A 12776-nucleotide genomic window follows, 5' to 3' on the forward strand; every position below is an offset into this window, starting at 1 on the left:
CGCGCGGCAGACCTCGATCTTCGGGCATGCAGATGGCCAATGCCGGTCTTCAACCGGCAAATCCGCCGTCATCCAGAAACTGCTGCTCTTCTGCCGTGGTTTCACGTCCCCGCACCGCATTGCGGTGCGGGAACCGGCCAAAGCGCTCAATGATGCGCTGGTGCTCCAGCGCCCAACGGGTGGTCTCCGCATCGCCCAGTGCAGTGATCAGCTGCACCGCGCGCGCCTGCTCCTCGGCGTCTTCGGCATGCTCGAAGGGCAGGTAGAAAAACAGCCGCAGTTGTGCCGACACCTGCTGATCGAAGCCGCTGGCGAGCGCCTGCTTGGCGTACCGCAGTGCCAGGCCATCGGTGGCATAGGCATGCGCACTGCCGCGAAATGCATTGCGTGGAAATTGATCCAGCAGGATCAGCAAGGCCAGTGCGTCTTCGGCGCGCGCCATCCACTGCGCGTACTCGCCGCGCGCGGCAGCAAAATGCTGCTCGCTGAAATGCTGGCGAAAGTTGGCGTCGAAGGCGTCGTTGTGCGTGAACCAGCGCGCCGCGCCGGCCAGCTCCCAGAAAGCCAACACCACATCGGCCTGCTTGTTGCGCTCTGTTTTGGCAATCATCGACATATCCCCTGACGAATTCGGCATAGCATGCACGGGTGCATGTGATGAGCCCGCCGCTCTCGACCTCCAGCACTTGGCAAGCACGCCGCCGACGACTAGGTTGGCGGCTGACGTTTTCGTGTTACCGGGGAAATCCATGCGTTCCATCCTGTTCGCCGCGCTGGGCGCGGCGGTGCTGTGCGGGCCTGCGTCTGCGGCAGCAGCGGCATCGCGCTTCGTGCAAGACCCGTATCCCAGCACCTATCGCGCGCTCGCGTCCGCTCCGGTGCTGATCCAGCACGCCACCGTGCTCACCGGTACCGGCGAGCGGCTGGACGATGCCGACGTGTTGCTGCGCGACGGCAAGGTGGCTGCAGTGGGCAAGGCGCTCGAGGCGCCCGCTGACGTGCGCCGTATCGACGGCACCGGCAAGTGGGTGACGCCCGGCATCATCGATGTGCACTCGCATCTGGGCGTGTATCCCAGCCCGGGCGTCAGCGCGCATAGCGACGGCAACGAGATGACCGCACCGGTGACGCCCAACGTGTGGGCCGAGCATTCGATCTGGCCGCAGGACCCCGGCTTCGGCACTGCGCTGGCCGGCGGCATCACCTCGCTGCAGGTGCTGCCGGGCTCGGCCAATCTGATCGGCGGTCGCGGCGTCACGCTCAAGAACGTCGCCTCCACCACCTACCAGGGCATGAAATTCCCCGGTGCACCATGGGGCCTGAAGATGGCCTGCGGCGAAAACCCCAAACGCGTGTACGGCCAGAAAGGTGGCCCGGGCACGCGCATGGGCAACGTGGCCGGTTACCGCGCCGCGCTCATCGATGCGGCCGAGTATCTGCAGAAGAACGCACCGAAAAAGAAAACCGCCAACAAGCGCCATTGGTGGAGCCGCGGCGGCGACAACGACAGCAGCGGCGATGCCGGCGGCAAGCGCGATCTCAAGCTCGACACGCTGGCCGGTGCCATCAACGGCGATATCCGCGTGCACATCCACTGCTACCGCGCCGATGAAATGGCGACCATGCTGGATCTGTCCAAGGAGTTCGGCTTCCACATCGCCGCCTTCCACCACGGCGTAGAGGCGTACAAGCTGGCCGACCGCCTGGCGCAGGACAATGTCTGCGGCGCGCTGTGGGCCGACTGGTGGGGCTTCAAGATGGAAGCCTTCGACGGCATCCAGGAAAACATCGCACTGGTCGATCGCCCGGCCAACAGCTGCGCCATCGTGCATTCGGATTCGGAAGAAGGCATCCAGCGGCTCAACCAGGAGGCCGCCAAGGTGATCGCCAACGCGCGCCGCAGTGGCATGGAGATTCCGCCGGAGCGCGCCATCCGCTGGCTCACCAGCAATGCTGCCAAGGCACTCGGCATCGAGCAGCAGACCGGCGCACTGGAGCCGGGCAAGATGGGCGATGTGGTGGTCTGGAACGGCAACCCTTTCAGTTCGTATGCGTTGGCCGAACAGGTGTATATCGACGGCGCGCAGGTCTACGACCGGCATAACCGCGCACTGCAGCCGGTGTCGGACTTCATGCTCGGCCAGGAGGTGGCACGATGAGCCGCGCCACCGTTGTGCACCCGCGGTTGCGCGCGATCGCGGCACTGGTGATGGCCGCGCTGGCATTGCCAACCTTCGGCCAGCAGGTGCTGATTCGCGGCGCCACCGTGCACACTGCCACCGCGCAAGGCACCCTGCAGAACACCGACGTGCTGGTGCAGGGCGGCGTGATTCGCGCCATCGGCCGCAACCTGGCAGCGCCTGCCGATGGCCGCGTGGTCGAAGCGAACGGCCGGCCACTGACGCCGGCCTTGTTCGGCGGCATTACCGAGATCGGCATCGAAGAGGTTTCTGGCGAAGAGAGCACGGTGGACAGCGGCGTCAAACTGGCCGATCAACCGATGCGCCCGGAATTCGACGTCACCCTGGCCTACAACCCCGACTCGGTGCTGGTGCCGGTGGCGCGCGTGGAGGGCATCGGCTTCACCGCGCTGGGGGCGACCACCAGTGGCGCCTTCATCGCCGGCCAGGGCGGCATCGTGCGGCTGGATGGCAGTCCGGATCCGGTCGGTCCGCATGCCTTGTTTCTTCGCATCGGTGCAGCGGCGTCCGATCTCACCGGCAGCTCGCGCGCGGCGCAGTGGATGTTGCTGGATCAACTGGTCGCCGAGGCACGCGGGCGTATCCCGGCCGATTCTCCGCATGCATTGCTGACCCCGGTTGGACGCGGCGTCCTCGCGCACTATTTGGCCGGCCAGGGTCGCATCGTGGTGCAGGTGGAACGGGCAGCCGACATCCGCCAGCTGTTGCGCTGGGCGCAGCGCGAAAAGGTGCGCATTGCCATTGCCGGCGGCGCCGAAGCCTGGAAGCTCGCGCCGCAACTGGCGCAGGCCAAGGTGCCGGTGTTGGTCGACGCGCTGGCGGATCTGCCATCGACCTTCGACCAGATTGGCGCGACGCTGGAAAATGCTGCACGTCTGCGCGCTGCCGGTGTGGAGGTCAGCTTTACCCAGAACGGCGATGCCTCGCATAACGCGCGCAAGCTGCGCCAGCTGGCCGGCAATGCAGTTGCCAATGGCTTGCCCTGGGAAGCCGGCCTGGCCGGTCTGACCCGCGTGCCGGCAGACATCTTCGGCGTGGGCGATCGCATCGGCAGCATTGCGGTCGGCAAGCAGGCCGACCTGGTGCTGTGGGAAGGCGACCCGCTGGATGTGGCGCATTATGCCGAGCAGGTCTGGCTGGGCGGCCGCGACATGCCGATGCGATCGCGCCAGAGCGAGCTGCGCGACCGCTACCTGCAGCAGGCCGGCCCGCTGCCGCGCGCCTACCTGAAGTAGGCGTGCGCTGGGTTGCTCAAACGCCACCTGAGCATGTCTTTCATCGTTGGCGTGCCGGCACAGCGGATACCGGCGCACCGCTTCACCGCCTCGTTGCTGTGCACAGGCGATGTGCTGTCAGGGTGTCCTGCCGCATCTTGCCGGCCGCCTTCGCTGTCGTGATGTTTCCCACTAGGCCTATCGCATGTTTTCGGTTTCGCTCCTGAGAGCGCTTGGCCGCCTTGGCGTCTTGCCACGGCACACGCCGCGTACCCACCTCGCCATTGCCCAACCGTGAGCTCGCTCTTCCACGGCAGCGGCTTGCGTTCGATCGATCGTGCGGTATTGCGCCAGGCACCTGCCAATCTGCAGCGCGGAATGGAAGCAGTGGGCGGGCGCCTGATTCTCACCGCCGATGCGCTGCTGTTTCAGCCGCATGCGTTCAATGTGCAGCGCCAGTCGCTGAGCGTGCCCTTGCGGCAGATCGTGGCGGTGCAGCCCTGCTGGACGCGCCTGCTCGGCCTGCTGCCGATCGCGCCGACGTCGCTGGCGGTGCGGCTGGATGACCAAACGCAATACCGCTTCGTGATCGGCAAGCGCACGCAATGGATGGCGGACATCGTCTCGGCACAGGATGCCTTGCGCTGAGCCGCGCAACGATGCAGGTGCGTCGCAGAGGCAGCTGGCAAGGCGACTGCGTCACCGCCAGGCCGAAAGCGGCCGCTGATCCGTGCCGCATGTCCCGCTCGTGCAGCGCGGTTGCCGGATGCCGTCCACGCCAACCGACAACCGGCAACGGCTCTCGAGGTTTTTGGTAGCCTCTTCGACTGCGGACGCCAGGCCGGCGCTTTGCGGTTGCCCACTGTGCCGACGCTCGGCGATGCCGCGGTTGGCCAACGACTCCCCACTCGATCGCTGGAATTTCGAACAGTGCGCACAATCTTTGTCTTCAGCACTCGCCTAGCATCGCGCGCACGCATCGCGACCATGCCTTGCTTCCGAATGCTCGCCAGCCTGCTTCGCCATCGTCGGCCTCACTTCGTCTGCGTACTGCTGCTGTATGCCGGCGTCAGCGCACCTGCGCTGGCCGACTTCGGGATCAGCCGCAGCGGCGACCGCGTGATCGTCGACACCGGCGCCGAGCTGGTGTTTGCCATCGATGCCCGAAATGGCGACATCGTCTCGATGCGTTATCGCGGCAACGAACTGCAGACCACCGAATCGAAGGGCTCGCACCTCGCGTCGGGGCTAGGCAGTGCCAGCGTGGATGCACGCATCGTTGGCGGGACGATCGTGGTGTCGGCCAAGGCCGGCGACCTGGTCCAGCACTACATCGCACGCAAGGGCCGCAACGCGATCTACATGGCCACCGCTGCGCCAACCTTGCTGCCGGTGGGCGAATTGCGCTTCGTCGCCCGCTTGAACGTGTCCAAGTTGCCGAATGCGCAGCAGGAACCCGATTCCAATGTCGGCACAGCGATCGAAGGCAACGATGTCTTCGTGTTGCCGGATGGGCGCACCAGTTCCAAATTCTATTCCGCACGTCGCATGATGGACGACCAGGTGCATGGCGTCAGCGGACCTGGCGTCGCGGTATTCATGCTGATGGGCAACCGCGAGCACAGCGCGGGCGGCCCGTTCTTCAAGGACATCGCCACCCAGAAAACCAGCGTGACGCATGAGCTCTATAACTACATGTATTCCGATCACACCCAGACCGAGGCCTTTCGCGGCGGCCTGCACGGCGTGTACGGGCTGCTGTTCACCGATGGGAGCTTGCCGTCGAGTGCGCAGCTGGATACTGCGTTCGTCGATGCCACGCTGGGCTTGAGCGGTGATGTGCCGGCAAGCGGGCGCGGCACCGTGAGCGGGCAGGTCGGCGGCGTGCTGCCGGGCCAGCCGGCCGTCATCGGTCTGCGCAACACGCAGGCGCAGTACTGGGCCACCGCCGACGGCAATGGGGACTACCAGGTGACGGGGGTTCGCCCGGGCAGCTATCGCATGACGCTCTACCAAAACGAACTGGAGGTCGCACAACGCGACATCGAGGTTTCCGCCGGCGCCACTGCGCACGCCGCACTGCAGGCAGTTGCCTTGCCGGGCACGGTGAAGTGGCAGATCGGCATTCCCGATGGCACGCTGGCGGGGTTCAGATATGCGGACCTGTTGCCGCGGGCACACCCTTCCGATGCGCGCATGCACTGGTCGGCGGCGACCTACACCGTGGGATCGAGCAGCCTGAGCAGCTTTCCGGCAGTGCAGTGGCGCGGCATCAACACTCCGAGCCGGATCGACTTCACCCTGCCCGCCAACGAGGTGCGCGGCTATCGCCTGCGTGTCTTCGTGCCGTTGGCACAGGGCGGCGCACGCCCTCAGATCAGCGTGAATGCACGCTGGAACGGCCCGCTGCCTGCTGCGCCCACGCAACCAAAGACACGCGGCATCACGCGCGGCACTGCGCGCGGCAACAATACCCTTTACGAAGTGGACATCCCCGCCTCTGCCTTGCAGGCCGGCGACAACCGCATCGAGATCGGCATTGCCTCCGGCTCCCCCGACAACGGCTACCTCGGCCCGGCAATCGTGTTCGACAGCATTCAGCTGGTGGCGTTATAGCAGCGTCCGAACACATGATCCGCGCAGCGGCCAGGCACGCGCGGCTGGTGCGTGGCGTCGGCATGCAGCGCTCAGCCGTTCCGATGTTCTTCGCACCGGCACCGGCCGTGTAGCGGCACGTCGTTCGCTGCTCCACATCATTGCGCGCCAGCACGTTCGCGCCCACATGCCACGCGGGCGCAGTCATCCATGCACATCGCTCAGCGTGAGCTCATCCGATAGGCGATGTCGAAACAACAGGTGCCACACACGGCATGTCGTTGTCATGTGCACAGCGCGCTGCGCAGGCATTGACTAGCGAACGACGCGCAGGCGGCGACTTGTCCAACGTCGACACACACCGTGTGCGTGCCGACGGGTACCGCCGACACGCACAACACAGCGGGGACTGCGCTTACTTCGCATCCAAGGTCGCGCTGACCTTGGCCCATCCATTGCCGCGTACCACTTCAAACCCCGCTTCGGCCGCGTGCAGATACATGCTGTTGCTGTAGCGGCCATCCTTGGAGCGATTGTTCTGCAGCCAGGTCAGAAACGGCTTGGCATCCACGTTGAGGCTGCCGCTGGTCTTCAGCGTCGGCTGGCCGGCGGTCCCGGTCGGAATGAAGGTGTAGACGTAATAGCCGGCGCCGGAATTGAAGCCTTCCCACAGGTCGAAGGTGCGCCCGCCCGCGGTGATGACCTTGGTCGCAGTCACGGTGCCGATCGGCCAGGAATTGTGGTCGCCCAGATCATCACTTCCAGCTGCGGATTGCCCTTGGCGGTGTCCCAGCGAAAGAAGATGTCGTAGGCGAAATCACCGGCCAGATTGGTGCCGCCTGCGCTGTAGTTGAATTTGAACGGCAGCGAGCTGATCGAGGAGATCTGCTTGGGGAACAGCGTGTCGGTGGTCGGATTCCAGTTGTAATGCCAGCCGCGCACGATCGCCGGATAGCCATACAAGTTGTAGTCGGCGAAATTGAAGGTGACCGTCAATTCGGGCGTAGTGCCGGTGCCGAATGTGCCCTGGATGATGTTGTTGGGATCGTTGAAATTGTTCACCCATGCATAGTGGTTGCCAAAGATCTTGTACGGGCCGGCGAGCGCCGCCGGGGCGAGTGCGGCCAGACCGAAAGCGAGCGCTGCGGTCCACCAGCGCGCAGCGCGCCGCCGCGTGGTTGGCGCCTGGGCGCACGTCTGGACAAGGGAGCTGGATGGGCAGTTGTGCATAGTGACTCTCCGTATGATTCGGCGCGGCGGCGCTGGTGCAGCGCCGTCGGGACGTGCCGTTTGGCAGTCGTTGTTGGACCGTAGCAGCGGCGCCGCGCGGGGAGCTATCACGATTCCGGCGGCGCCACCCGGCCAAGTGCGATAGCGGGCGCCACCTTGCACTTGCAGCGTGCGCTGGCTGGCACTTAGGCCACACGAGGAGAGCGCAGCGGCAGGTTTCGTGCGAAGACGTCCAAGTGCGGGAGCGCTAAATGCTGCACAGCCACATACGCATCGCCCGGCGGCGTACGTGCCGGCGGCGTCGCCTGCGCATGCAATGTCTTTCGACGCAGTGCGGCGTCGCTGCCACGGGTCTGCATCAGTCCGGCTGCCATCCGCGCGATCGGTACCCGGAACAAGCTCCACCTCAGGCCTACGCGGCCGGGCCGTTTTGCGATAGCGTTCGCACTACAGACAAACGCAACAGCCGAAAGGGGGCGACGATGCGTATCGGAATCGTGGTGGACAGCGCGTGCGACCTGCCGCAGGACTTCATCCAACATCACAACATCATCGTACTGCCGATCAGCGTGCGTATCGGCGAGGCCGTGCTGGCCGATCATCGCGACGAGGAAGCCACGCTGAGCTTCTTGCAGGCGCATGTGGCCGAGCGAGGGCACGAAGCGGAAACCACGCCGTTTTCGGTCAACCAGATCCGCGATCTGTTCCTGCAACAACTGGTCATCGACTACGACCATGTGTTCTGCCTGACCATCTCCAAACTGCGCAGCCAGATCTTCGACAATGCGATGCAGGCCAGCTTCGCGATCCTCAACGACTACAAGCCGATCCGGCAGGCCGCAGGCCATACCTCGCCGTTCGCGCTACGGGTGATCGACACGCTCAACCTGTTCGCCGGCCAGGGCATCACCGCTGTGGAAGCGGTCCGCCTGCGCGACCAGGGCCAGAGCGTGGCGGCCATCCGTACCCGCCTGGAACAGCTGGCCGAGCACACCTATGGCTACATGATTCCACGCGATCTGTATTACCTGCGCGCCCGCGCACGCAGCAAGGGCGATCGTAGCGTCGGCCTGATCGGCGCCGCGCTCGGCAGCGCGCTGGACATCAAACCGGTGCTGCGCGCCTACCGCGGCGTCACCGAGCCGGTGGCCAAGCTCAAGGGTTTCGAACCTTCGGCCGAAAAGCTGTTCGGCTTCACCGTGCGCAAGATTCGCGACGGCCTGATGACGCCAACGGTGTGCGTGGGCTACGGCGGCGAGCTGGCCGAGCTGCATGCCCTGCCCGGCTACGCCGCACTGCAGGGCGCCTGCCAGAGCCACGGCGTGGAGCTCCTGGAAAGCGTGATGAGCCTGACCGGCATGGTCAACGTCGGCAAGGGCGCCTTGGCGGTCGGATTTGCTGCCGAGCCACACACGTTTTCGGCCTGAGGCATGGGCGAGGGTGCGATGCGCTCGCCGCTCGCCAGACACGCCGTCGATCCACCACGCAAGTCGATTGCTGCGTTCATGCCGCAAGCGGCGCCGCACACACCGAGGACACCGCACCAGGCAACTTGCTGATGATTGCCCTGAATGCGGCGGAATCCAGCATAGATGGCTGCCGTGTATGGCGGCAGCCAGGCCGCAATGGACACAGCGAACGGCCTGCTACAGGTCGTAGGACAGCACGTCTTCGAAGCCGAATGTGTCGAAATTTTCGATGCGCGAGGGATACAGGCGACCGATCAGATGATCGTATTCGTGTTGCACCACGCGTGCGTGGAAGCCTTCGGCATCGCGCTCGATCGGAGTGCCGTCGGGTGCGAATCCGCGGTAGCGAATGAAGCGATAGCGCGGAATGACTGCGCGCAGGCCGGGAATCGACAGGCAGCCTTCCCAGCCGTTCTCCAGTTCTTCCGACAGCGGTTCGATCTGCGCGTTGGCCAGGGCCGTGCGCGGCACTGCGGGCGCTTCGGGATAGCGCTCGCTGGCGTCGAAACCGAACACCATCACTTGCAGATCCACCGCGATCTGCGGTGCTGCCAGACCGACGCCACGCGCAGCGTCCATGGTTTCGAACATATCGGCCACCAGCGTGTGCAACTCGGCGCTGCCCAGGTTGGTGACCGGTGGCGCCACGCGTAGCAGGCGCTTGTCGCCCATGCGGATAATTTCGCGAATCATGCGAGTGCTCCTGACGATCGTGGCGTGGATTCTAGAGCGGCTGACAACCGGTAGCGAGCAGGTGCAAGTAGTGCAAAAGGCACGCAGCCGCTGCCGTGTACGTGCGGTCGCTGCCGCGGGTTTGCATGCCGACGCCGGGCAGCGACCGCGCCAGCGCGCGGTGCGTGCCGTGGCGTGTTTTGCCGCGCTCAGTAGGCCGGATGCATGCACACGTGGGCGTGCGGCTGCCTTGGTCATCGGCGTGCCGTGGATACGCCCACTGCGTCTAACGTCAGCGCTGCGGCCAGCGAGACAGCGCAACGCCAGCGTCGCCCGGTTGGACCGGCTCGAACATGTCAGCGGCCGATGCGTCGACCGGCCTCGTCCAGCACGTGTTCGCCGTCTTCCTTGACGAAGCCGCGCGTGGCTGGCGGCAACAGGTCCAGCACCAACTCCGAGGGGCGGCACAGGCGGGTGCCGCGCGTGGTCTGGACGAATGGGCGGTTGATCAGGATCGGATGGGCGAGCATTGCGCTCAACAACGCCGCATCGTCCAGCGCGGGATCGTCCAGGCCCAGTTCCAGATAGGGCGTGCCTTTCTGGCGGATGGCCTCGCGGACCGTAATGCCGGCAGCGGCGATGAGCGACTGCAGCGTCTGGCGGCTTGGCGGATGCTGCAGGTAGTCGACGATCTGCGGTTCGACGCCGGTGTGGCGGATCAGGGCAAGGGTGTTGCGGGAGGTTCCGCAACCGGGATTGTGGTAGATGACGGCGTGCATGGTGGCCTGGCGCTGGGTTGGCTGATGGAGGGCGGCGCCGGCAACGGATGTCCGAACGATGCCCAGGCCGGCCAGTGTACGAGTGGCGTCCGGGGATGCCGAGCGCTGCCATGGCATGCGCTGGCGCCTTGATGCCGATGCCGATGCCGATGCCGGTGCCGGTGCCGGTGCCGAAGGCAGCGAACTCCCAGGGCTGCGACCCTGCCGATGAAGTTTTCAGGTCGCCGCTTCGCGTTCGACGCCGAATGTGTCAAAAGATTGACACGAATCACGGATTCATGAGTCAGTCATGAACAGACTGAAATGGAAGGATTCTCCCGAGCGCCGGTGTCAGCACGGCGTTTTTTCCCCTGTTGGACCCAAGGAAACCCCAACGATGATGAGCTTTCGCAAGCCCGGATGGATGCTGTCCGGTGTGTTGTGTCTCGCATGCCTGCCGGCAATCGCTGCAGCGCAGGAAGCAGCTACCAGCAGTTCCAAGGTCGGCATCGACCCCACCACCGGCAAATTGCGCCCGCTGACCGACGCCGAGAGCGCGGCGCTGGATCAACAGGCGGCCGCTGCCGCCTCCGCAGCACGCAGTAGCGCGGCACGCAGCTCGGTTCCGCAAACCGAAGCGGCCGCACGCGCGACCGAGCGGCGCCTGCCCAATGGCACCGTGGCGCGCAAGTTGCCGGCCACCCAAATGAGTGCGTTGACGGCAACCCGCCAGGCCGATGGACGTATTGTCATCGAACACAGCCAAGACGCCGACGCCACCCAACCCACCCACGCCGAGCACGGAGCGCTGCCGCATGAATAAGCCCTTGTTGCTGTTGTCCCTGGCCGTGGCGGCCGCGCTGGCACCGCTGCATGCGCGGGCAGCCAATGTCACGCTGATCAATGGCGATGCCGGCACCGTGGTCGGTTTGAACGACCCGACCGCTGCCGCACCACTGGGTGGCAACCCGGGCCGCACCGTCGGCGAGCAACGCCGCATCGCCTACCAGTACGCCATGGACCTGTGGGGCGCGGTGCTGCAGAGCAACGTCGAGATCAAGGTGTATGCCTCGTTCGCACGGCTGACCTGTACCGCCACCGGCGGCACGCTGGGCCAGGCCGGTCCGAACTGGATCGTCAACAACTTCCCCGGCGCCAAGGCCAATACGCTGTATCCGTCCGCGCTGGGCGATGCGATCGCCGGGCAGGACCTGGTGCCGGACCCGGCCGATCCGGCCGACGTGTTTTCGCAGTTCAACGGCGACCTGGGCAAGGACGATTGCCTGGCTGGTTCCGGCTGGTATCTGGGTCTGGACGGCAAGACGCCCGAAGGCCAGATCAACTTCCTCAACGTGGTGATGCATGAGATCGGCCACGGCCTGGGCGCGGCAGGCTTTCTCAACAAGACCACCGGCGTGCTGGGTTCGGGCAGCGGCCTGACCGACGTCTACACCTCGCAGGCCTACGACAACGTCCAGAACAAGCGCTTCGACGACCCGACCATGACCGACGCCCTGCGCGCCGAAGCGATGCGCACGCCCGGCCGTACGGTATGGGCCGGCACGCGCGTGAATCGCGAGGCGGCGTTGATCCTGGATCCGCGCACGTTGCTGCGCGTCACCGCACCGGCCAGCGCGGCGGGCAAGTTCGAAGTGGGCTTTGCCAGCTTCGGTCCGCTGGCCACGGCGGCCAATTTCCCGGCGCGTTCGGTGGTGACGGTCAACGATGGCGTGGCGGCCGCATCGGCCAGCGATGGCTGCGAAACCCCGTTCGTCAATGCAGCCGACGTGGCCGGCAAGGTGGCGCTGATCGACCGCGGCACCTGCGCGTTCGCGGTCAAGGTGAAGAATGCGCAGCTCAATGGCGCAGTGGGCGTGATCGTCGCCAACAACGCGGCCGGTGTGCAGACGATGGGCAACGCAGCACCGCCGATCACCGACATCACCATCCCCGCCATCATGGTCTCGCAGGCCGATGGCGCGCGTATGAAGGGCAGCACCGCGGTGGTCGCGGCGCTGTACGAAGACCCGCAGCTGCTGCAGGGCACCGGCAGCGCAGGTCGCACGCGGCTGTACTCGCCCAGCGTGGTGGCCGGTGGTTCGACGTTCTCGCACTTCGATACCGATCTGCAGCCCAATGCCTTGATGGAACCGTTCGACACACCGGAAGTGCAGGCGCACGTGAACATCGACCTGACCCCGGCGCTGTTTGCCGACATCGGCTGGACCTTGAACACCGGGCTGGCCAAGTTGGGCACCTGCAACACCTTGGTCCCGACGGTGGAAACCGGCGGCCTGATTCCGGGCGCGAACGTGTCCGCCGAAAGCAGCCTGTGCAAGACGCAGAATGCAGGCAACCGCCTGGGTTACCTGACCTGCATGGACGAACACGCGCGTGAGCTGCAGAGCCAGGGCGTGATCAGCCGCGTGCAACAGGCAGCGGTCTTTGTCTGCGCCACCAAGGTGCGTCCGTAAGCGCCGCACGCGGTGCGTAAAACGCGGTAATGCGAACGGCGCCGGGAGGCGCCGTTCGTTTGTCCGCAATCGTGGCGTTCAGTGCCGGCCAAGCGTTCTACGCACCGCTGCGGCCACTCAATACAACAGCTGGAAGCACGTCAGGGCGCAAACGCGATGCACG

The 12776-nt window shown here is 65.5% G+C and carries 10 protein-coding genes and 1 pseudogene; 7 read left to right on the forward strand and 4 right to left on the reverse strand.

Translation table 11 applies throughout. The annotated features are described in order from the left end of the window. Positions 1-49: 49 nt before the first annotated feature. Entirely contained in the window at positions 50-616 is a 567-nt protein-coding gene (locus tag ACCQ03_RS17515) for a DUF924 family protein (RefSeq protein WP_170922343.1), read from the reverse strand. A 133-nt stretch (positions 617-749) separates the two neighbouring features. On the opposite strand from ACCQ03_RS17515, the gene ACCQ03_RS17520 reads away from it, so the two are divergent. The 4 genes from ACCQ03_RS17520 to ACCQ03_RS17535 all read left to right on the forward strand — a co-directional run bounded on the left by ACCQ03_RS17520 (position 750) and on the right by ACCQ03_RS17535 (position 6031). Next, positions 750-2159: an amidohydrolase gene (locus tag ACCQ03_RS17520; protein WP_209226773.1), complete on the forward strand. Its 1410-nt coding sequence runs from the start codon at positions 750-752 to the stop codon at positions 2157-2159. After that, on the forward strand, positions 2156-3436 hold the full coding sequence (locus tag ACCQ03_RS17525) for an amidohydrolase family protein (RefSeq protein WP_057680040.1): 1281 nt from the start codon (positions 2156-2158) through the stop codon (positions 3434-3436). The genes ACCQ03_RS17520 and ACCQ03_RS17525 overlap by 4 nt, the downstream gene beginning before the upstream one ends. A 300-nt stretch (positions 3437-3736) precedes the next feature. Next, positions 3737-4063 carry a hypothetical protein gene (locus ACCQ03_RS17530; protein ID WP_057680044.1) on the forward strand — a complete coding sequence of 109 codons (327 nt, stop codon included), beginning with the start codon at positions 3737-3739 and terminating at the stop codon, positions 4061-4063. A 354-nt stretch (positions 4064-4417) separates the two neighbouring features. After that, positions 4418-6031 (forward strand): rhamnogalacturonan lyase B N-terminal domain-containing protein, encoded by a 1614-nt coding sequence (locus ACCQ03_RS17535; protein WP_150147730.1) that lies wholly within the window; start codon positions 4418-4420, stop codon positions 6029-6031. A gap of 394 nt (positions 6032-6425) precedes the next feature. Here ACCQ03_RS17535 and ACCQ03_RS17540 read toward each other — a convergent pair. Beyond that, positions 6426-7240, reverse strand: a pseudogene (locus ACCQ03_RS17540) (GH12 family glycosyl hydrolase domain-containing protein). Positions 7241-7722: 482 nt separating this feature from the next. Between ACCQ03_RS17540 and ACCQ03_RS17545 the strand changes: the two are divergent. Continuing rightward, positions 7723-8667 carry a DegV family protein gene (locus ACCQ03_RS17545; protein ID WP_017157525.1) on the forward strand — a complete coding sequence of 315 codons (945 nt, stop codon included), beginning with the start codon at positions 7723-7725 and terminating at the stop codon, positions 8665-8667. Between the two features lie 219 nt (positions 8668-8886). Here the strand turns inward: ACCQ03_RS17545 and def are convergent, their stop codons facing one another. Both def and arsC read right to left on the reverse strand, forming a co-directional pair. Then, positions 8887-9402: a peptide deformylase gene (def, locus tag ACCQ03_RS17550; protein ID WP_057679842.1), complete on the reverse strand. Its 516-nt coding sequence runs from the start codon at positions 9400-9402 to the stop codon at positions 8887-8889. A gap of 335 nt (positions 9403-9737) precedes the next feature. Next, entirely contained in the window at positions 9738-10160 is a 423-nt protein-coding gene (arsC, locus tag ACCQ03_RS17555) for an arsenate reductase (glutaredoxin) (RefSeq protein ID WP_017158542.1), read from the reverse strand. Between the two features lie 376 nt (positions 10161-10536). Here arsC and ACCQ03_RS17560 point away from each other — a divergent pair, with 376 nt between their 5' ends. Together ACCQ03_RS17560 and ACCQ03_RS17565 are read left to right on the forward strand one after the other, a co-directional pair. Beyond that, entirely contained in the window at positions 10537-10962 is a 426-nt protein-coding gene (locus ACCQ03_RS17560) for a post-PEP-CTERM-1 domain-containing protein (RefSeq protein ID WP_209226776.1), read from the forward strand. Continuing rightward, positions 10955-12613, forward strand: a complete 1659-nt coding sequence (locus ACCQ03_RS17565) for a PA domain-containing protein (RefSeq protein WP_209226779.1) — start codon at positions 10955-10957, stop codon at positions 12611-12613. The genes ACCQ03_RS17560 and ACCQ03_RS17565 overlap by 8 nt, the downstream gene beginning before the upstream one ends. The last annotated feature ends 163 nt before the right edge of the window (positions 12614-12776 follow it).

The organism is Xanthomonas sp. NCPPB 3569 (assembly GCF_041475645.2).
Classification (GTDB): Bacteria; Pseudomonadota; Gammaproteobacteria; order Xanthomonadales; family Xanthomonadaceae; genus Xanthomonas; species Xanthomonas phaseoli.

What these genes read in the sequence shown, in the direction of transcription:
- ACCQ03_RS17535 (WP_150147730.1), top strand. Translation starts at nt 4,418, where the DNA reads ATGCTCGCCAGCCTGCTTCGCCATCGTCGGCCTCACTTCGTCTGCGTA.
- ACCQ03_RS17525 (WP_057680040.1), top strand. Translation starts at nt 2,156, where the DNA reads ATGAGCCGCGCCACCGTTGTGCACCCGCGGTTGCGCGCGATCGCGGCA.
- ACCQ03_RS17515 (WP_170922343.1), bottom strand. Translation starts at nt 616, where the DNA reads ATGTCGATGATTGCCAAAACAGAGCGCAACAAGCAGGCCGATGTGGTG.
- def (WP_057679842.1), bottom strand. Translation starts at nt 9,402, where the DNA reads ATGATTCGCGAAATTATCCGCATGGGCGACAAGCGCCTGCTACGCGTG.
- arsC (WP_017158542.1), bottom strand. Translation starts at nt 10,160, where the DNA reads ATGCACGCCGTCATCTACCACAATCCCGGTTGCGGAACCTCCCGCAAC.
- ACCQ03_RS17520 (WP_209226773.1), top strand. Translation starts at nt 750, where the DNA reads ATGCGTTCCATCCTGTTCGCCGCGCTGGGCGCGGCGGTGCTGTGCGGG.
- ACCQ03_RS17560 (WP_209226776.1), top strand. Translation starts at nt 10,537, where the DNA reads ATGATGAGCTTTCGCAAGCCCGGATGGATGCTGTCCGGTGTGTTGTGT.
- ACCQ03_RS17545 (WP_017157525.1), top strand. Translation starts at nt 7,723, where the DNA reads ATGCGTATCGGAATCGTGGTGGACAGCGCGTGCGACCTGCCGCAGGAC.
- ACCQ03_RS17565 (WP_209226779.1), top strand. Translation starts at nt 10,955, where the DNA reads ATGAATAAGCCCTTGTTGCTGTTGTCCCTGGCCGTGGCGGCCGCGCTG.